This is a genomic window from uncultured Aquimonas sp., from assembly GCF_937888285.1.
Lineage (GTDB): Bacteria > Pseudomonadota > Gammaproteobacteria > Xanthomonadales > Xanthomonadaceae > Aquimonas.
The window spans coordinates 25688-45062 of sequence record NZ_CALART010000107.1; the positions used below are offsets into that span (position 1 = coordinate 25688).

Genomic DNA, 19375 nt, shown 5'->3' on the forward strand with positions numbered 1-19375 from the left:
TGAAGGCAGCCTGCCAGCCCGGCCAGCGATGGCCGGGACGACGAAGCAAGCGCGCAATCGATTGATGTGTCGTGAGGCGGTACGGACCTGCGCCGGACCGCCGACCAGAAGAACTCCCCGGCAGGGCGTTCTTCGACGAGCTGCCAGGCGCCGCCGCAGCGCGGCCATCGAACAGCGGCGATAACAGCAGGCTCCGCAGCGTCGAGCACTGCAACCCACCGGCCGTCACTTGCCGACTACGGCCGGCTGGGCGATTCTCGGCGGCTTGCCCGGGGGGAGCCGGGCGTCCAACCGGGAACCCGCATGATCCGTACGTTGTTCGCGCGCCAGGCCAGCCTGGCGCTGGTCCTGCTGCTGCTGTTCGCCGTCCTGCCTGCCGCCGCCCAGACCGGCGCCGAGTCCGCCGACGGGCTGTGGCGCTGGAGCGAGGAGGCCGCCATCCAGCGCAGCAGCGAGCCGCGCCGCATTGTGCCGCAGCGCTACCGCACCGCCGCGCTCGATCTGCAGTCGCTGTCGGTGCTGCTGGCCGATGCCCCGCACGAGGACCAGGTCCAGGTGGAGAGCAGTGCGCGCGAGCTCAGCCTGCCGCGTCCGGACGGCAGCTTCGAGCGCTTCCGCATCGTCGAGTCGCCGATCATGGAGGCCGCGCTGGCGGCGAAGTATCCGGAGATCCGCACCTACCTCGGCCAGGGCATCGATGATCCCAGCGCCAGCCTGCGCTTCGACCTGAGCAAGCAGGGCTTCCGCGCCCAGGTCATCGGCTGGCGCGGCAGCTACTACATCGACCCCTACCAGCCGCGCGACACCGGCAACTACGTGGTCTATGCCAAGGCGGATGCGCCCGACGACGGCGAAGTCCTGCGCTGCGGCGTGACCGGCGAGGCCCTGCCCAAGGACCTGCCGAACTTCCAGCGGAAGGGCAGCCAGCCCAAGCTGAGCTCGGGCACGGTGCGTCGCACCTATCGGCTGGCGATGGCGGCTACCGGTGAGTACACCGCGTTCAACGGCGGCACCGTTGCCGATGGCCTCGCCGCGATCGTCACCACGATGAACCGGGTCAACGGCATCTACGAGCGCGAACTGTCGGTGCGGATGGTGCTGGTGGCGAACAATGACCTGATCATCTACACCGATGGCAACACCGACCCGTACACCAACAACAATGGCTCAACCATGCTGGGCCAGAACGCAACCAATCTGAACAGTGTGATTGGTTCTGCCAACTTCGATATCGGCCACGTGGTCAGCACCGGTGGCGGCGGCATCGCCGGGCTTGGCGTGGTCTGCGGAAGCGGCAAGGCGCGCGGCGTCACGGGTTCCGGCTCGCCGGTGGGCGACCCCTTCGACGTCGACTACGTCGCCCATGAGATCGGCCACCAGTTCCGCGGCAACCACACCTTCAACGGCTCCGGCGGCAGCTGTTCCGGCGGCAACCGCAACGGCACCACCGCCTACGAACCCGGCAGCGGCATCACCATCCAGGCCTATGCCGGCATCTGCGGGGCCGACAACCTGCAGCCGAACAGCGAGGACTATTTCCACCGGGTCAGCCTGAACGAGATGCTGGCCTTCACCACCAACGCCAGCACCGGCGCGAGCTGCGGCACCACCAACGCGACCGGCAACACCCCGCCGGTCGTGAATGCGCCGGCCGCCTTCACGATTCCCGCGCGCACGCCCTTCGAGCTGACCGCCAGCGGCAGCGATGCCAATGGCGACAGCCTGACCTGGCTGTGGGAGCAGTTCGACCTCGGTGCGGCCAATGCGGCGGGCTCGATCACCGACACCGGCTCCGGCCCGCTGTTCCGCTCGTTCGCGGCGACGCCCTCGCCCAGCCGCGTGTTCCCGAGCTGGCGCTACATCCTCAACAACGCCAATGTCGCGCCCGCTACCGCGCCGCTGCCGGGCACCAGCTCGCCGAGCTACCTCACCGCCGAGGTGCTGCCCAGCACCAACCGCACCCTGAACTTCCGCGTCACCGCGCGCGACAACCGCGCCGGCGGCGGTGGCACCAACGAGGCCAGCACCGCGGTGACCGTGGTGGCGGCAGCGGGCCCGTTCGCGCTCACCGCGCCCAACACCGCAGTGAGCTGGGCGGCAGGCAGCACGCAGACGGTCACCTGGGATGTCGCCGGCACCACCGCCAACGGCATCAATACCGCCAACGTGCGCATCACCCTGTCGCTGGACGGCGGCGCGAGCTGGCCGATCGAGCTGGCCGCATCGACGCCCAATGACGGCAGCGAGAGCGTCAGCATTCCCGCCAACACGCCGGCCAGCACGCAGGCACGCCTGCGCGTGCAGGCGGTTGGCAACATCTTCTTCGACGTCAGCGACGCCAACTTCAGCATCACCGGCGCCAATACCCCGCCCGCCATCAACGTCACTGCGGCGCTCAGCACCCGCCAGGGCAGCCCCACGGCGACCGCGAACGTCGCCACGGTCAGCGATACGCAGGATGCTGCCGGCAGCCTCGCCCTCGTCGTCAGCGGCGCACCGCCGGGACTCGCGGCCAGCGTGCAGAACAACGCCGGCACGGTCGCCTTGTCGGCCACCGCCAGCTGCGAGCTGGTGGCACCCGGCGGCAACCGCGCCTATCCGCTGCAGCTCAGCGTGACCGACAGCGCCGGCGCCAGCACCGTGGCACAGGTGGTGGTCAACGTTTCGCGCAATCTGACGCCGACGCTGGGCACCTATGCCAACCAGACCCTGGCGCGCAATGCGTCGGCCACAGTCGCGCCCTCGGCGGCACCCGCCGACGGCAACGGCAATCTGCTGGGCGTGAGCGTCAGCCCGACCACGCTGGCGGGCGGCGGCAGCCTCAGCGTCGCCGCAAACGGCCAGGTGACGATCAACGTCGGCGCCAGCACGCCCTTCGCCACCTATCCGATCGAGGTCGAGGTGGCCGACAGCTGCGGCGCCGTCGAGCGTCGCCTCTTCGATCTGGTGGTCGACGGCGTGCCGCCGGAAGTACTGCTGGTGCAGAGCGGCGGCAGCACCGCGGTGACGGAAGCGGGCGGCAGCGACAGCTACACGGTGGCTTTGAGCCAGGCGCCGACCGCCAACGTCAGCTTCACAGCCACACCGGATGGCCAGCTGCAGCTGAGCCCGTCGACGCTGCAGTTCACGACCACGAACTGGGCCACGCCGCAGACCATTACCGTCAGCGCGGTCAACGACAGCGTGGTCGAAGGCCCGCACAGCGGCGTGATCACGCACGCGGTCAGCGGCGGCGGCTACAGCGGCGTCAGCGTGCCGCCGATCACGGTGAGCATTACCGACAACGACAGCGCCACCCTCAGCACCGCGCCGGCGCTGGTGGCCGAAGGCGACAGCGGCACCCGCCCGCTTACCTTCACCCTGCAGCTGAGCGGGCAGGTCGCGGGTGGATTCAGCGTCGCCTACAGCACCCGTGCAGACACCGCGACGGCGGGCGAGGACTTCGTCGCCGCCAGCGGCAGCGTGAGCTTCGACGCCAGCGTGAACCCCAGCCGCACGGTGACCGTGCAGGTGATCGGCGACACCGTCGCCGAAGCCGACGAGCGCTTCTTCCTCGATCTGTCCAGCAGCCAGGGTGGCCTGGTGCTCAGCCCGGTCTCTGCGATCGGTGAGATCGTCAACGACGACTTCATCGCCGACCTGGCGCTGCGCCTGTCGCGCCTGCCCGGCGTGGTCGCCGCGGGCCAGCCGATCAGCTATGTGGTCGACGTCGAGAACCGCAGCAGCGTGCTCGCCGTGCCGCAGGCCAACCTCGCCTTCACCCCGGCGGCGCAGCTGCAGGCACTGGCCTGGACCTGCACGGCCTCACCCGGCTCGAGCTGCTCCAGCGCGAGCGGGAGCGGCGCGCTGCCGACGCTGGCCCTGGCGGTCGGCGGCAGCGCCCGCGTGCAGCTCAATGCCACGGTGCTTGCCGGCACGGCGCTCGGCACGCGCTTTGTCAGCAGCGCTGCGGTCAGCCTGGCGGCGCCGTACACGGACCCCGAGGCCGGCAACAATACCGACAGCCTGCAGAGCGAGGTCGGCATCGACGACGTGTTCGCCGACGGCTTCGAGTAAGCCCCGACACACGCAGCAAACAGGAAGGGCAGGCCGCAGGGCCTGCCCTTCTTCATTGCGACGCGGCGATCACCAGCTGCCGACGTTGGGCATCGACACCCAGGGTTCGACCGGCGCCAGCGCCTCGCCCTTCTGCAGCAGCTCGACCGAAATCAGGTCCGGGCTGCGCACGAAGGCCATGCGCCCATCGCGCGGCGGACGGTTGATGGTGATGCCCTGCGCCTGCAGATGCGCGCAGGTGGCGTGGATGTCGTCGACGGCGAAGGCGAGATGGCCGAAGTTGCGCGCTGACCCGTAGTCCTCGTCATCGTAGTTGTAGGTCAGCTCGACCTCGACCTCGGGGTTCTCGGGCGCAGCGAGGTAGACCAGGGTGAAGCGCCCCTGCGGATAATCGCGGCGACGCGTTTCGATCAGGCCGAGGCCGTCGCACCAGAACTTCAGCGAAGCGTCGAGGTCGCGGACGCGGACCATTGCGTGGAGATATTTCATGTTGAGCCGGGATTCGTTATTCGGGATTCGGGATTCGAGAGTAACCGCCATGCGGCAACGTAGAGGGCATCACTGCAAAATGCTAAGCCAGCCGCCCGGCAACAGACCACGGCACGCCCAAACGCTTCGGCTCTCACGAATCCCAAATCCCGAATCCCCAATCCCAGCTCAAAGAAACAAATCCGCCATCAGCGGATGCCCTGGCCTCACCGCATAGCCTTCGAAGTCCTCGACGCCTTGGATGCGCAGCACGTCCTCGTCGATCAGGAACTGGCCGTTCAGGCGCGTGGCCGGGGTGCACAGCACCGCGTGCGCCGCATCGGCGACGATCTCGGGCCGGCGGCAGCCGTCGTGGTCGACGCCGGGGATCATGTTCAGCGCATCGGTCAGGATCACGGTCTTCGGCCACAGCGCATTCACCGCCACGCCCTGCGGGCCGAACTCGGCGGCCAGGCCGAGCGTGGCCAGGCTCATGCCGTACTTGGCCATGGTGTAGGCGGTATGCGGCGCGAACCACTTGGGGTCGAGGTTGGGCGGTGGCGCCAGGGTCAGGATATGCGGGTTGGCCGACTTCAGCAGGTGCGGCAGGCAGGCCTGGCTGCACAGGAAGGTGCCGCGCGCGTTGACGCCGTGCATCAGGTCGTAGCGCTTCATCGGCGTGTCCAGCGCACCGCGCAGCCAGATCGCGCTGGCGTTGTTGACCAGGATATCGATGCCGCCGAAGCGCTCGACCGTCGCCGCCACCGCCGTCTGCACCTCGTCCTCTTCGCGGATATCGCACTTCAGCGCCAGCGCCTGCCCACCGGCCGCGACCACGGCCTCGGCCGCGCTGTGGATGGTGCCCGGCAGCTTCGGATTGGGCACCGAGGACTTCGCCGCGATCACCACGTTCGCCCCATCGCGCGCCGCCCGCAGCGCGATCGCGAGCCCAATGCCGCGCGAGGCGCCGGTGATGAACAGGGTCTGGCCTTTGAGGGACATGGCGTGTGGGCTCCGTCGAACTTATGGGGGGCCTGGAGTGTAGGGCGTGCGCTGTGGGGTCGGTGCTGCCTTCGGGATTGGGGATTCGGGATTCAGGATTGGTCAGAGCGCGGCTCCAAAGCCTCCGGGACGCTCAAGGCAGGTTGGGCCATGCGCAGCGCGGCCCAACGTCGCAGCGTGGGCATTCGCCCGTCTGCACTGCGTCCTCGCCTGCTCTCCGCCACACTTGCGCCCATGCACCTCACCGTCCGCCAGCTGCAGCGCCGATTCGGCGATACCCCGGTCCTCGATGGGCTGGATCTCGACCTCGCGCCTGGCGAGTGCGTGGCCCTGGTGGGCCGCAGCGGGGCGGGCAAGTCGACGCTTCTGCATTTGGTGGCGGGCATCGATCGCGCCGACGGCGGCGAGATCCGCTTCGATGACACGCGGCTCGACGCGCTCGATGAGACCGCGCGCACGCGCTTCCGGCGGCGGCATCTGGGGCTGGTGTTCCAGAGCTGGAACCTGGTGCCCAGCCTGTCCGCGCTAGACAATCTCTGCCTGCCGCTGGAGCTGGTCGGGATCAGCGGCACCGACGCCAGGCGGCGTGCGCAGGCGCTGCTCGATCAGCTCGGTCTGGGCGAGCTTGCCAAACGCTTCCCCGATGAACTCTCCGGCGGCCAACAGCAGCGGGTGGCGGTGGCGCGCGCGCTGGTGCACGGGCCCTCGGTGCTGCTGGCCGACGAGCCCACCGGCAGCCTCGATGCCGAAAGCGCGGCCGCGGTGATGCGGCTGTTGATCGGTGCCTGTCGCGAGGCCGGCGCCAGCCTGCTGCTGGTGACTCATGCAGCCGAGGTGATGGGCCAGGCCGATCGCCTGCTGCGCATGCAGGACGGCCGCCTGGTGCCGGCCTGAGGCGATGACGAAGCGACTCGCACTCACGCTGTGGAACGCGCACCGGCGCGCGCCGGGCGAGGCGCTCTTGATGCTGCTCGGCCTCGCGCTCAGCGTGGCGGTGGTGGTGGCCATCGACCTCGCGGTCGACTCCGCGCGTGGCGCCTTTCTCGAATCGCGGCGCGCGCTGTCGGGCGCGGCCACGCACCAGATCACCGCCGATGGCGCCGAGGTGCCGGTGCGTCTGTTGGCCGAGCTGCGCGCGCAGGGGCTGTGGCGCAGCGCACCGCTGATCGAGCGCGAAGTGCTGCATGCGGGCAGCGGCGCGCGTCTGCGCCTGCTCGGCATCGAGCCCCTGAGCGAGGCTGCGCTGCGCCCATGGCTCGCGGGCGGCGTGGGCCGACGGAATGGAGCAGGCGCAGTGCCGCTCGACCCGGGCGCGCTGATCGGTCGCGACGACGTCGTGCTGCTGTCGCAGCGCTTGGCGGCGCGCTTGCAGCTCGCGCCGGGCGACACGCTTGCGCTCAGCGTAGACGGCCGCGCGAAAGCGCTGCGCGTGCTGGCCCTGCTGCCCGACGACCGTCTGCCCACCGGCAGCGGCGACTGGCTGCTCGCCGACATCGCCGCGGCCCAGGCCATCACCGGCCTCGAAGGCTTGACCCGCATCGATCTGATCGCCGATGAAGCCCGCGCCGCCGGAATCGCGCAGTCCCTGCCGCTGGGCCTGCGTCTCGTCGCCACCACCGAACAGGACAGCCAGCTCGCGGCAATGAGCGGCGCCTTCGAGATCAACCTGAAGGCGCTGAGCCTGCTGGCCCTGCTGGTCGGCGTGTTCGTGGTGTTCCAGACCCTGAGCTTTCTCGCCCTGCAGCGGCGTCGCCTGATCGGTCTGCTGCGCGCGCTGGGCGTGTCGAACCGTGAGCTGGGCGCGCTGATGCTCGGCGAGGCGGCGCTGGTCGGCGTGCTGGCCGCGGGCATCGGCATCGCGCTCGGCATCGCGCTGGGCAGCGTGCTGCTGCAGGGCCTGGCGCGCAGCTACGGCGAGCTGTTCTACCGGGTTGAAGTCAGCGCGCTCAGCCTGTCGCCGCTGCTGCTGGGCAAGGCGGCCGTACTTGCCATCGCCGGTGCCATCGTCGCCGTGTTGCTGCCGCTGCGTGATGCGCTGGGCGTGCCGGTGCTGGATGCGCTGGGTCGCGACAGCGCGGGCCTGCGCGCGCCCGAGCAGCGTCTGCGCGCACTGCTGCTGCCGGCGGTCACGCTGTTCGCCGCGGGACTCGCGCTGATCCTCTACGGCCCGCAGGGATTGTTCTGGGGCTTCGCGGGTCTGTTCGCCTGCCTGATCGCAGCCCTCGGCCTGATCCCGTGGGCGGCTGGCCATGCGCTGGGCGCGCTGGAAGCGGTGCTGCGCGAAGCCCCGGTGCGCTGGCGCTGGCTGATCGCCGGCACCCGCCGCACGCTCGGCCGCACCGGCATCGCACTGGCCGCGCTGGCGCTGGCCATCGCCACCGTGATCGGCATGAGCAGCATGATCCACAGCTTTCGCGAAGCGCTGAGCGTGTGGATCGACCGCAGCCTGCAGGCGCAGGTCTACCTCTCGGCCGGTGGCCGCAGCGCGCTGCCGGACGGACTGGTGGAAGCCGCAGGGGCACTGGAGGGCGTCGAGGGCATTGGCCTCAACCGCCGCAGCCAGCGCTTGCCCGAGTCCGGCCCCGTGGAAGTCGTGGGCTTGCAGCTGCCCGCGCAGGGCCGCAGCGGCTTCGAACTGATCGCGGGCGCGGAAGACCCGCAGCTCTGGTCGCGCTTCGCGGCCGGCGAGGCCCTGATCAGCGAGCCGCTGTCGCAGCGCCTGAAGCTCGCTGTCGGCGATGCGTTCCGGATGCCCACGCCGCAGGGCCAGGTCGATCTGCGTGTCGCCGCCATCTACCGCGACTACAGCAGCCCGCAGGGCGTGCTGACGCTGGACCTGGCGCGCTACCAGCAGCTGTTCGGTGATCGCGCGGTGGGCGCCCTGGCTCTGTACGCGCCGGTGAGCGAAGCGGCGCGACTCAAGGCTGAACTCGAAGCGCTGATCGCCACGCGCTTCGCCGAGCACGCCGGCCTGCAGGTGGTAACTGCCGGCGAGATCCGCGCGATCAGCCTGGAGGTGTTCGCACGCACCTTCGCGATCACCGACGTGCTGCGTCTGCTGGCGGGCCTGATCGCCGTGGTCGCGGTGCTGGGCGCGCTGTCGGCGCTGGCGATCGAGCGCAGCCGCGAGTTCGCCCTGCTGCGCGCGCTGGGCCTGACGCCGGTCGAACTCTCGCGCCTGCAGCGCGTGCAGGGCGGCGTGCTCGGCCTGATCGCCGGCCTGGCTGCCTTGCCGCTGGGCCTCGGCCTCGCCGTGCTGCTGATCGAAGTGATCAACCGCCGCAGCTTCGGCTGGAGCATGCAGCTCGATCTGCCCTGGGCGCAGATCGCCAGCGCCATCGTGATCTCGACCCTGGCCGCGGTGCTCGCTGCCTGGTGGCCGGCGCGACGCAGCGCGGGCGCGGACCTGAGTCGACAGCTGCGGGGGGCAGGGGCATGACTGTTCAAAGGCGCTCCATGCCGCGCAGCGGCGCGGATGTTGTCGAGAAAGTCCCGGATCGTCGTGCCCGCGAAGGCGGGCACCCAGCGTGGAACTGGGCCCCCGCCTGCGCGGGGGCGACGGCAACGGCACGCAAGGCGGGAACTCTGCTTGGCGAGAGGAGCGCGTGGTTGCCACCGCCTGCGTGGGTGCGAATCGCAGGCTTCGCGCTGGCGCTGCTGCTCGCTGGCTGCGGCCTCGATCAGGCCCCGCTCGATGCAGCAAACGCGCGCTCTGACGTGCAGCGCTCCGGGCGGCCGCCTGTGGCGGCTGCAAGCAGCGAGCAAGCCACCACCACCCCGGCACCACTCGCCCGAACCCTGCAGCTCGGCGAGGACACCGCAGGCTTCGACACCGTCGCGCCGCGCGCGCTCGGCTTCCCCGCCGACCACGGCGCGCATCCGCGGCATCGCATCGAGTGGTGGTACCTCACCGCGCGCCTTCAGAACGCGCAGGGCCGGCGATTCGGCGCGCAGTGGGCGCTGTTCCGCTTCGCGCTGCGCCCGGAAGACGCGGCCACCCGCGCCGACTTCGCGGGCGGGCAGGTCTACATGCTGCACGCGGCGGTGAGTGATCTCGACCGCGGCGGCTTCCGCCACGTCGAGCGCTTCGCCCGCGGTGCTGTCGGGTTGGCGGGCGTGCAGACCTCGCCCTGGCGCGGCTGGCTGGGCGACTGCGTGGGTGCGTCGTCCGACGCGCAGCAGCTGCTGCCGCTCACGCTCGACTGCGGTGGCGAGGATTTCCGTTACCGGCTGGAACTGTCGGAATCGGGCCCAAGAGTGCTGCACGGCGAGGGCGGCTACAGCGCGAAGTCGGACCTGCCGGGTGCCGCCTCGTACTACTACGCCTATCCGTTTCTCGACGCGCGCGGCGAGATCGAGATGGACGGCGAGACGCATGCGGTGCAGGGCGGCGCCTGGTACGACCACGAGTGGACCTCCAGCCTGCTCGGCGACGCCCAGGTCGGCTGGGACTGGTTCTCGCTGCGCTTCGATTCGGGTGAGGCCCTGATGCTGTTCCACATCCGCGATCGTTCTGGCGAAGTCGTTTCCAGTCGCGGCAGCTTTATCCACGCCGACGGCAGGGTCGAGCCGTTCGCCGATGGCATGGTGGAAGCCAACGCACAGCGCCAGTGGCTCAGCCCCAAAACCGGCGTGCGCTATCCGCTGGGCTGGCGCCTGCGCTCGACGCGCTTCGACTTCGATCTCGAAGTCGACAGCGTGCAGGACGCGCAAGAGCTGGACACCACGGTGCGCTACTGGGAGGGCGCGATCGATGCGCGCGGGCGCCTGGGCGGGCGCGAGGCGCAGGCCGAGGGCTATCTGGAGCTGACCGGCTACGGCGAGTGATTGGCGCCGGCGGCATCGCAACCGCCGGCCACGAGGCCCGCATAGGGTGGGCCCTGGCCCACCGCGGTATCGCGCTCGCTCGGGTGCAGCCGCGTCCGCGCATTTCGCCTTGCGCCTCATCGGTGAAGAGGACCGGGGCCAGTGTTCGGCTCATGGTGGGCCAGGGCCCACCCTATGAGCGATTGCCGCTATCGAGGCTTCGATCAGCTCATGGTGGGCCAGGGCCCACCCTATGCGCGATTGCCGTTATCGAGGCTTCGATCAGCCATGCGCGATCCGCGGTGCGCGCCCCGGAAAACGCGTGGCGCATTGACCTGAGCAGAGCCCGCAGCCCCAGTCCTCAACCCGCCGCCGGCAGCGCGCAGCTCTGCAGGGGCTCGGCGCTCGCCTGCGCCCAAGCCTCGGCTGCCACCGGTGCGGGTGTCTGCGGGAACGCGATATGTGCGACCACATTCTTGCGTGCGCTCTCGCGGATATTGGTCATGCCCTCGAAGCGCAGCAGCCACTGGTCGGAATCGCGGTAGATCACGTCGATGGCCGGCGCGAACAGCCCGAACACCCCGCTCAGCGACAGGCGCATCCGGCTGGCGGCCTCGCCCTCGATCTCAAGCGCCTCGACCTTGCTCAGCCGGAAGCCGTAGCTGCGCGCCCGCGAGGGCACGAGGAAGTCGATGGGCACGCTCTCACCGGCCTGCAGCTGCGCCCAGTGCTGACGCACGAAGGGCTCGAAGCCAGCGTCGGCAACGATGGACTCGATGTCCTCCAGCGGCGTCTGCTGGGCGCGCTCGCCGGCGCCACCGAAGACAATCCAGGCCTCGCCCTCGCGGCGCAGGCCCTCGCGGTAGTCGAGCCGCGCATCGACCAGGTCGAAGGCCGGCGCGAAGGGCTGGGCGCCGTACTCGACCTGCTTGCGCGCGAACGGCGTACCGTCGGCGCAGCGGTACAGCACCAGCCGTTCGACCGGCTGCCCGGCCTGCTCGCGCAGCAGGTGCTCTTCGACGTAGATCAAGGCACCGCTTCCGGGCGACCGCGCTTCGCCGGAGTAGCCGAGCAGGCGCGCGCCCTCGCCCGGCTCGGGCACGGCGGCGTGGGCGACCGCGAGCGAGGCGCTGAGTCCGATCGCGAGCAGGGCAGGGCGCGGCAGGCGTTGCAGGAGGCGGCTTGGAGATGTCATGGACGCATGCTCGGTGAGGACCGCGTAAGCCGGCGTGCAGGCCGCGTGCGCAGCGCGTCAAGGCGCGCACGCGGCCCGATCGCCTTACGCTGCCCGCAGAGTCGCCATGTCGATGACGAAGCGATAGCGCACGTCGTTCTTCAGCAGGCGCTCCCAGGCCTGGTTGATGTCGGCCATGGCCACGGTTTCGATGTCGGCCAGCACGCCGTGCTGCGCACAGAAGTCGAGCATCTCCTGGGTCTCGGCGATGCCGCCGATCAGCGAGCCGGCCAGCCGGCGACGGCGGCCGATGATGGCAAAGGGCTGCACCGGCAGGGCTTCCTCGGGCACGCCGACCAGCACCAGGGTGCCGTCGGTGCGCAGCAGGTTGAGGCCGGCGTTCAAATCGTGCACCGCCGACACGGTGTCGAGGATCAGGTCGAAGCGTCCTGCCGCGGCCTTCATCGCCTTGGCGTCGGTGCTGACCAGGAAGTCGTGCGCACCCAGTTCGGCGGCGTCTGCGCGTTTGCGCTCGGAGGTCGAGATCACGGTCACCTCGGCCCCCATCGCGCGGGCGATGCGCACGCCGACGTGGCCCAGCCCACCCAGACCCATCACCGCGACCTTCTTGCCGGGGCCACAGCCAAAGCGCTTCAGCGGCGAATACGTGGTGATACCCGCACACAGCAGCGGTGCGGCGCGATCCAGCGGCAGGGCCTCGGGCACGCGCACCACGAAGGCCTGATCGACGGTGATGCGCTGGCTGTAGCCGCCGAAGGTCATCGTTTTGCCGTCCTGCTCGAAGCCGTTGTAGGTCATCGACGCGCCGCGGTCGCAGAACTGCTCCTCGCCGGCCGCGCACTGCTCGCAGGTCCGACAGGAATCGACCATGCAGCCAACGCCGACGCGGTCACCGACCTTGTACTCCAGGACCCCGGCGCCGACCGCGGTGACATGGCCGACGATCTCGTGCCCGGGCACCATCGGAAACAGCGCCGGACCCCAGTCCTCGCGCGCCTGGTGCAGATCGGAATGGCAGACCCCGCAGTAGGCGATTTCAATCAGCACATCGGTGGGGCCGACTTCGCGGCGGTCGAGCTTGAAGGGGGCCAGCGGGGCTTTGGCGGAGGGGGCGGCGTAGGAGAGGGTGGGGTGGGGCATGGTTTAGCTCCGGTCGATTGAACCGGCGATGCTAGTCCACTGACTGCAGTCGCGGGGTGGGGGTTCGCTCAAGTCGCTCCGGCCTCCGCTGCAGCCGAGGGCCCGAGCGAAGCGAAGGCCAAGGGCTTGGGGTGAGGGCCGGGCGCAGCGCGTGCTCCGAACTTCGCCGAGCACCGACTCGGCTCCGCGCCAACATCGCCTTGGCCGACGTGCAAGGGCGTTCACCACCGCCCTTGCCCTGAAGCTCTCCGGGAGCTGGATAGGGTGGGCCCTGGCCCACCATGCACCCGGCACTCGCCCCACACTCCTGATGCATGGGTCGCGCAGCGCGACGGACAAGCTCTTCTGCTCGGCTCTCGGTGGCGGCCGAACGACGACGCGGCAGTCCTTGCTCTGTGCCCTTCTGGCCTGCAGCGAAGTTCAGCCACGGGGAAGCCCAACGTGCAGTGGCCGAGGGCCCGCCCCATGACGCTCCGCAGCGAATGCCGCGGGCATGCACGAAGCGCGCGACGGACTGACTTCGTCTGACCTATGGCGAATGCGGCGCAGTGGATGCCGCGCAGGACTTGAGCCGAAGCGGTTCCGAGATCTCCTGCAGCAGACGTTCGCCAAGGTCGTCAGGCCTGCCCGCCAGCTGGGGAAACTGCGCCTCCCAGGGGCTGTGCTCGAAGTGCCGACGGTAGGTCGAATCCACTTCGTCGACCTGCTCCGGGCTGAGCGGCCTGCCGTGCACCTCGCGCCAATCTTCGCCGCCCAGGTAGACGCGACGAAACAGGGCCGAGGCGACCTCGGGTTTGCGCCAGTCCTCCGGAATCACCCCGCCGAGCGCGTTCGCACCCGAGCTGGCGCTACTCCAATCCAGCAGAACGTCGGGATGGCCCGCCTCGAAGGCCAGCCGGAACAGGCGCCAGGCATGCAGGCGGTACATCGCATACAGCTGCGGATCGCGCACCAGATCGCCCGGCTGCGTCGCCATGGAAACGAACTGCGCGGCCGAGTGCACGTTGCCCTGCAGGGCGGCGACCAGATGATAGCGAGGCAGATCGCGCCTGAGTCTTGCGTCGACACGCGCACAGGATTCGACCAGCCTCTCGCCGCGCTCGATCGCTTGCGTGATTTCGGGAAGCAATCGGTCGATGCCCTCCTGCCCGGCGGCGCGCCGCACGAACTCTTCGGACCACTCTCGTGTTTCCCAGTAGCGCAGCTTCTCGCAGCGCATGAGCTCGTTGCCGACGCGGCAGGCCGCCTGAGCGTCACCCGCACGTGCAGCCGCGTCGAGCTGGGCGATGACGTGGTCGACCGGCGCGTCGTCGGGCAGGAGGGCAGCGGCGATGCCGGAGGCGCTTGTCTGCCTTGTGCCCGCACGGGCAGGAGCCGCCCCAAACACGGCGCCAGCTTCAGCGCCCTCCTGCACGTGCCCGGGTTCCCGTGCTGCGACGGACGGCATCGCGGCAGGATCGGGGTGGCCAGGTCGGGCTGCGCGGGAAGAAGAGACCTGCCACACGGCTGCAAGCGCGAAAAGGACCAGAGCTGTCCCGAGCAGGACGCGATAGTGACGGGTCATGGAAGGCAGACAGGCAAGCACCGAAAGGTGCGGGGCCCGAACAGACTGTGGGTTTGGCGCTGAGTTCCGTGGGCAGGATCTCGCGGTCGGGAATCCGCACTGCTCAGCGGGGGCGCCAGGCAAGCGCTCGATCAGGCCAGAAGCGTAAATGGCCGTGGGTAGCCAGACATCGCGAGCGCGGTAGGGCTGATCGAGAGCGATCACTCTTCGCTTCGAGCACAGAAGCACCGAAGCACCGAAGCAAGACCGAGGCGAGCGTGGAGCACATGGTGGGCCAGGGCCCACCCTATGAAAGCAGTGCGCGGCGCGCTGCAGGGCTGGACGAAGGCGTTCGCGCTTCGTCTGCGGAGAGCTTGCAGAAGCGCAGCGAAACCGTGGCGAGTGCGAAGCTCATGGTGGGCCAGGGCCCACCCTATGCGTCCCGAGAATGTCGGGACCAGGCCCGCGCACTGCAGCGGTCGGGCGAGAACGACCCGCGGCGGCGCGGCTGCGGCTGAGCGATGGCCTGCCCCGTTGACCGTGACCCGTCCTGCCGACCGCTCCCCACGCCGTGAAACCGCTGATCACATTTTTCCGGCAGCCGCGTCTGGCCCCGTGCACGCTCACTGTGCACACCTATCCGGGGAGACCACCATGACCGCTTCGCGCAACCTGCCTTCCGCTCTGCTCGACACCTATCTCGCGCCCTCCCAGGCGTTTGCCGCACTGCGCGAGCGTCCCGCCTGGTCCTGGGCGGCGCTGGCCCTGGTGATCGCGGTCACCGTGGCCAGCCTCTACACCCTGTACGCGGGCATGAGCCACGAGTGGATCGTCGAGCAGCAGCTCGCCGGCATGCCGGACATGCCGGCCGACCAGCTGGCGGCGGCTCGCGCCCAGGTCGCCGCAGTCGCGCCGTACAGCGCGCATCTCGGCGCAATCATGGTGACGCTGATGATGCCGCTGGCCTGCCTGGTGTTCGGCTTCGCCTACTTCCTTGGCGAGCGCCTGCTGAGCCGCGAGCGCAACAGCTTCGGCCGCTGGTTCGCGGCGGCCGCCTTCGGCCAGCTGCCGATGGTGATCAACGCGCTGGGCCTGATCGCGCTGGTGCTGGTCCGCGGCGGCGGCAACCTGCCGCTGGATCTGGGCAACTACGCCAGCCTCAACAACCTGGTGTTTGGCATTCCCAACGGCGAGAACGGCTACGCGCTGGCGAGCTTCGCCAATCTGTTCTACCTGTGGAGCATCTTCCTGGTCGCCGTCGCCGCCCGCGTCTGGAGCGGTCTGGGCTGGGGCAAGGCCCTGCTGCTGGCGGCGCTGCCCAGCCTGCTCATCTACCTGCCGTGGCTGGCCATCGTTCTGGCCCAGGGTTGACCCTCATGCGCAAGCCTCTGATCGCACTCGCCATCGTCGCCGGCCTCGGTGTGCTGCTTTGGGCCGGCTCGCGCGGCGGCCAGCAGTCGCCGCAGGTCGACGTCGCCACGGTCGAGCGCGGTGCCTTGAACGACACCGCGCTGGCCTCCGGCAACCTGGTCTACGAGACCCAGATCCAGCTGCGCTCGGAAGTCACCGGCCGCGTCGCCGAGGTGCTGGTCGAGGAAGGCCAGCGCGTGCAGCGCGGCGATCTGCTGATGCGGCTCGACCAGGAAGCCTTCCAGGCCGATCTGGATGCCGCCGATGCCGGCGTGCGCGCGGCCGAAATCGAGATCCGCTCGCGCCGCGCGCGGCTGGCCGACCTGTCGCGCCAGCTGGAGCGCCAGCGCACCCTGCGCGAGCGCGGCCTGGTCGGCCAGGATGGCTTCGAGCAGCTGCAGAGCCAGCACGAGATCGCGCGCATCGCGGTCGAGGCCGGCGAGCAGACCCTGGCGCAGGCACAGGCCCAGCGCGAGCTGTCGCGCGACCGCCTGCAGCGCACCCTGTTCACGGCGCCGATCGACGGCGTGATGATCTCGGTCGACATCAAGCCGGGTGAGACGGTCATCGCCGGCACCACCAATATCGTCGGCTCCGACCTGATGGTGCTGGCCGATCCGTCGGTGCTGCTGGCCGAGCTGCGGGTGGACGAGGCCGACATCGCGCGCATCCGTCTGGGCCAGCCGGTGCAGGTGTTCGCCGCGGCGCACCCGAACACCCCGCTTGCCGGCACCGTCGTGCAGATCGGCACCTCGGCGCGCGCGCAGGGCGTCAGCCAGAGCCTGAGCTTCAAGGTGCAGGTGCAGATCGCGGCCACCGAGCTGGTGCTGCACCCGGGCATGAGCTGCCGCGCCGAGATCGAGACCGCGCAGGGCGAACCGGGCCTCAATGTGCCGGTGGCGGCGGTGCGCAAGGACGGTGAGCAGCACTACGTCTGGCGCGTGGGCAGCGAGCTCGTCGCCGAGCGCGTCGATGTCGAGGTCGGCATGGCCAACGACTTCTCGCAGGAAGTGCGCGGCGGGCTGCAGGAAGGCGATCGCGTGGTCACCGGCCCGGGTCGCGTGCTGGCGACGCTGGCGGCGGGTCAGAGCCTGCGCCAGCGTGAGCCTTCTTCATCGGACCCGGCTGCCGACAAGGACGCCGACGAATGAGCGCGCAGCCGCTGCCAAGCGCCAGCGAGGTGATCCGCCTCGAAGGCGTGCGCAAGCGCTACCGCATGGGCGAGAGCGAGTTCATGGCGCTGGACGGCATCGATGTCGCCATCGAAGCCAATGAGTACGTCGCCATCGTCGGCCCCTCGGGCTCGGGCAAGTCGACCCTGATGAACATCCTCGGCTGCCTGGACGTGCCCAGCGAGGGCCGCTACCTGCTGCGCGGGCGCGACGTCGCGAAGATGGACGAGACCGAACTCGCGCACGAGCGCAACCGCTCGGTGGGCTTCATCTTCCAGAGCTTCAATCTGCTGCCGCGGGCGTCGGCGCTGGCCAACGTGATGCAGCCGCTGGTCTATCGGGTGATGTCGCGCGGCGAGCGTCGCGAGCGTGCGCTGCATGCGCTGGAACGGGTCGGACTCGCTCAGCGCGTGAACCATCTGCCCAACCAGCTCTCCGGCGGCCAGCGCCAGCGCGTGGCGATCGCCCGTGCGCTGGTGACCGAGCCGACCATCCTGCTGGGCGACGAGCCCACCGGCAACCTCGACAGCCGCACCACGGTGGAGATCATGGCCCTGTTCGATGCCCTGCATGCGGAAGGCCACACCATCCTGCTGGTGACCCACGAGCAGGAGATCGCCGACCACTGCCGGCGCAGCCTGCGTCTGGTCGACGGCCGCGTCGTCGAGGACCGCCGCCAGAGCGGACGCGCGGGGATGGCCCATGGCGCGCACTGAGAAGGCTCGCGGCGCGCCCGCGGTGATCGAATCCGGTCTCGGCCACGCCGTGCTGGAGGGCAGCTTCGCGGCGATCGCAGCGATCCGCGCCAACGCCCTGCGCAGCGCGCTGACCGCGCTCGGCATCATCATCGGCGTGGCCGCGGTCATCGCCGTGGTGGCGGTGATGCAGGGTCTGTCCAGCTCGGTCACCAAGCAGCTGGATGACCTCGCCTCGGACATGGTGATCGTCAGCGCCTACACGCCGCGCCAGCAGGCCATGCTGGGCCTGCGCAACACCCTGTCGAGCGAGGACTTCCTGGCCGTGCGCGAGCGGGTGCGCGAGGTCGAGGACATGACCGCGGTGACCCAGCCGATCGGCCTGGGCGGGCAGCTCCGCAGCGCGACCTCGACCACCACCGCGCAGATCCTCGGCACCACCGCCAACTACCAGCACGTGGTGCGCGTCTACACGGACCAGGGCCGCTTCATCTCGGACAGCGACGATGCGCGGCGCCGTCGCGTCGTCGTATTGGGCACCACCGTGGTCAAGGACCTCGAGCTCGGCGACAACCCGGTCGGCCAGTTCGTGCAGCTCGGCAGCGAGTGGTTCCGGGTGATCGGTGTGGGCGAGTCGCGCGGCACCCTGTTCGGCTTCGACCAGGACAACTACGTGTTCGCGCCCTTCTCGACCCTGCGCTCACTGTCGGCGCCGGGCGCGCGCGAGGACGTGCAGATCTACTTCCGGCCGAAGGCGGGCGGCGACATCAAGCAGCTGGAAGCGCAGGTCAAACAGGTGATCCGCGCGCGTCGCGCGCTGGCCAAGGACGCGCCCGACCCGGTGCAGTTCCAGACCGCCGAGCGCACCCGCGAGAACTTCGACAGCATCGTCAGCGGCGTCACCATGGTCGCTGGCGCGGTGGTCGGTATCAGCCTGCTGGTCGGCGGCATCGGGGTGATGAACATCATGCTGGTCTCGGTCACCGAGCGCACCCGCGAGATCGGCATCGTCAAGGCCCTGGGCGCGACGCCGCGCTTCATCCTGCTGCAGTTCCTGGTCGAAGCCCTGGTGTTGAGCCTGTTCGGCGGGCTGATTGGCCTGGCGCTGGGCTGGGCGTTTGCGCTCGTCATCGGCATGGGCGTGCCCGGCCTCAGCGGCGCCTCGGTGCCGGGCTGGGCGGTACTGCTCTCGCTGGGCTTTACGACGGCGATCGGCGTGATCTTCGGGCTGGCGCCGGCGGTGAAGGCGGCGCGGCTCAATCCGATCGAGGCGTTGAGGTATGAGTAGCCGGGAATTGGGAATCGAGATTCGGGAATCGGGATTGGCGAGAGCCATCGGTGCTGAGCGATGTGCAAGCTCCCCTCTCCCCTCGTGGGAGAGGGGTAGGGGGAGAGGGGGCGCACGCTCGCCGCAAGGTTTCTCCCCCTCTCCCCAACCCCTCTCCCACCAGGGGAGAGGGGCTCGATATCGTCTGTTCTTCTCGTATCCCAGATCTGGTGTCGCTGCCCGAAATGCGTTCAGTCCAGACCGATTCCCAAGCCCCCCTCTCCCCTTGTGGGAAGCGGAGCAGAGCGCTTGTCGCCTGCCGGTGGCAGCCGACGCTCTCTGGAGCCCGAGCGAAGCGAAGGTGGGCTGGGGGAGAGGGGGCGAATGCTCGCGGCGAGCTTCGTTCCTCTCTCCCCAACCCCTGCCTCAATGGAGGAGAGGGGAGACGCACTTTGTAGGTTGGGCCAAGCGCAGCGCGGCCCAACGTCGCGACATCGAACGCCACCGCGAGATCCAAGGCTGCGTGCGTTGGGCCACGCTGCGCTTGGCCCAACCTACTTGGCAGTCGTTCGTTCGAATTCCGCCGCATCGCTCGCGATGCGGCGGCTGCGAAGCGCGGGA

The 19375-nt window shown here is 69.8% G+C and carries 13 protein-coding genes; 8 read left to right on the forward strand and 5 right to left on the reverse strand.

What is annotated here, in order from left to right; all coding sequences use genetic code 11:
- Window positions 1-303 precede the first annotated feature (303 nt).
- Complete coding sequence (locus Q0654_RS19045) at window positions 304-4056, forward strand: zinc-dependent metalloprotease family protein (protein WP_298856581.1); 3753 nt, start codon at window positions 304-306, stop codon at window positions 4054-4056.
- A 69-nt stretch (window positions 4057-4125) separates the two neighbouring features.
- Here the strand turns inward: Q0654_RS19045 and Q0654_RS19050 are convergent, their stop codons facing one another.
- Together Q0654_RS19050 and Q0654_RS19055 are read right to left on the reverse strand one after the other, a co-directional pair.
- A complete protein-coding gene (locus Q0654_RS19050) occupies window positions 4126-4545 on the reverse strand; it encodes a VOC family protein (RefSeq protein ID WP_298856582.1) in 420 nt (139 codons plus the stop codon).
- A gap of 168 nt (window positions 4546-4713) precedes the next feature.
- Entirely contained in the window at window positions 4714-5526 is an 813-nt protein-coding gene (locus Q0654_RS19055; RefSeq protein WP_298856583.1) for an NAD(P)-dependent oxidoreductase, read from the reverse strand.
- A 234-nt stretch (window positions 5527-5760) separates the two neighbouring features.
- On the opposite strand from Q0654_RS19055, the gene Q0654_RS19060 reads away from it, so the two are divergent.
- From Q0654_RS19060 to Q0654_RS19070, 3 genes are all read left to right on the forward strand, one after another.
- On the forward strand, window positions 5761-6420 hold the full coding sequence (locus Q0654_RS19060) for an ABC transporter ATP-binding protein (RefSeq protein WP_298856584.1): 660 nt from the start codon (window positions 5761-5763) through the stop codon (window positions 6418-6420).
- 4 nt (window positions 6421-6424) lie between these two features.
- Window positions 6425-8965: an FtsX-like permease family protein gene (locus Q0654_RS19065; protein WP_298856585.1), complete on the forward strand. Its 2541-nt coding sequence runs from the start codon at window positions 6425-6427 to the stop codon at window positions 8963-8965.
- A 170-nt stretch (window positions 8966-9135) separates the two neighbouring features.
- Window positions 9136-10353 carry a lipocalin-like domain-containing protein gene (locus tag Q0654_RS19070; RefSeq protein ID WP_298856586.1) on the forward strand — a complete coding sequence of 406 codons (1218 nt, stop codon included), beginning with the start codon at window positions 9136-9138 and terminating at the stop codon, window positions 10351-10353.
- A gap of 340 nt (window positions 10354-10693) precedes the next feature.
- On the opposite strand, the gene Q0654_RS19075 is transcribed toward Q0654_RS19070, so the two are convergent.
- From Q0654_RS19075 to Q0654_RS19085, 3 genes are all read right to left on the reverse strand, one after another.
- Complete coding sequence (locus Q0654_RS19075; RefSeq protein WP_298856587.1) at window positions 10694-11527, reverse strand: hypothetical protein; 834 nt, start codon at window positions 11525-11527, stop codon at window positions 10694-10696.
- A gap of 84 nt (window positions 11528-11611) precedes the next feature.
- A complete protein-coding gene (locus tag Q0654_RS19080; RefSeq protein ID WP_298856588.1) occupies window positions 11612-12667 on the reverse strand; it encodes an NAD(P)-dependent alcohol dehydrogenase in 1056 nt (351 codons plus the stop codon).
- 529 nt (window positions 12668-13196) lie between these two features.
- Entirely contained in the window at window positions 13197-14054 is an 858-nt protein-coding gene (locus Q0654_RS19085) for a hypothetical protein (RefSeq protein WP_298856589.1), read from the reverse strand.
- 810 nt (window positions 14055-14864) lie between these two features.
- Here Q0654_RS19085 and Q0654_RS19090 point away from each other — a divergent pair.
- Genes Q0654_RS19090 through Q0654_RS19105 form a run of 4 tightly spaced genes read left to right on the forward strand, consistent with a single transcriptional unit; the run spans window position 14865 to window position 18775 of the window.
- Window positions 14865-15581 carry a YIP1 family protein gene (locus Q0654_RS19090; RefSeq protein WP_298856590.1) on the forward strand — a complete coding sequence of 239 codons (717 nt, stop codon included), beginning with the start codon at window positions 14865-14867 and terminating at the stop codon, window positions 15579-15581.
- Between the two features lie 5 nt (window positions 15582-15586).
- A complete protein-coding gene (locus Q0654_RS19095) occupies window positions 15587-16771 on the forward strand; it encodes an efflux RND transporter periplasmic adaptor subunit (protein WP_298856591.1) in 1185 nt (394 codons plus the stop codon).
- A complete protein-coding gene (locus Q0654_RS19100; protein ID WP_298856592.1) occupies window positions 16768-17508 on the forward strand; it encodes an ABC transporter ATP-binding protein in 741 nt (246 codons plus the stop codon). The genes Q0654_RS19095 and Q0654_RS19100 overlap by 4 nt, the downstream gene beginning before the upstream one ends.
- Complete coding sequence (locus tag Q0654_RS19105) at window positions 17495-18775, forward strand: ABC transporter permease (RefSeq protein WP_298856593.1); 1281 nt, start codon at window positions 17495-17497, stop codon at window positions 18773-18775. Before Q0654_RS19100 ends, Q0654_RS19105 begins: the two co-directional genes overlap by 14 nt.
- Window positions 18776-19375: the final 600 nt, after the last annotated feature.

What these genes read in the sequence shown, in the direction of transcription:
- Q0654_RS19060 (WP_298856584.1), top strand. Translation starts at nt 5,761, where the DNA reads ATGCACCTCACCGTCCGCCAGCTGCAGCGCCGATTCGGCGATACCCCG.
- Q0654_RS19045 (WP_298856581.1), top strand. Translation starts at nt 304, where the DNA reads ATGATCCGTACGTTGTTCGCGCGCCAGGCCAGCCTGGCGCTGGTCCTG.
- Q0654_RS19105 (WP_298856593.1), top strand. Translation starts at nt 17,495, where the DNA reads ATGGCGCGCACTGAGAAGGCTCGCGGCGCGCCCGCGGTGATCGAATCC.
- Q0654_RS19095 (WP_298856591.1), top strand. Translation starts at nt 15,587, where the DNA reads ATGCGCAAGCCTCTGATCGCACTCGCCATCGTCGCCGGCCTCGGTGTG.
- Q0654_RS19100 (WP_298856592.1), top strand. Translation starts at nt 16,768, where the DNA reads ATGAGCGCGCAGCCGCTGCCAAGCGCCAGCGAGGTGATCCGCCTCGAA.
- Q0654_RS19080 (WP_298856588.1), bottom strand. Translation starts at nt 12,667, where the DNA reads ATGCCCCACCCCACCCTCTCCTACGCCGCCCCCTCCGCCAAAGCCCCG.
- Q0654_RS19050 (WP_298856582.1), bottom strand. Translation starts at nt 4,545, where the DNA reads ATGAAATATCTCCACGCAATGGTCCGCGTCCGCGACCTCGACGCTTCG.
- Q0654_RS19090 (WP_298856590.1), top strand. Translation starts at nt 14,865, where the DNA reads ATGACCGCTTCGCGCAACCTGCCTTCCGCTCTGCTCGACACCTATCTC.
- Q0654_RS19065 (WP_298856585.1), top strand. Translation starts at nt 6,425, where the DNA reads ATGACGAAGCGACTCGCACTCACGCTGTGGAACGCGCACCGGCGCGCG.
- Q0654_RS19055 (WP_298856583.1), bottom strand. Translation starts at nt 5,526, where the DNA reads ATGTCCCTCAAAGGCCAGACCCTGTTCATCACCGGCGCCTCGCGCGGC.
- Q0654_RS19075 (WP_298856587.1), bottom strand. Translation starts at nt 11,527, where the DNA reads ATGACATCTCCAAGCCGCCTCCTGCAACGCCTGCCGCGCCCTGCCCTG.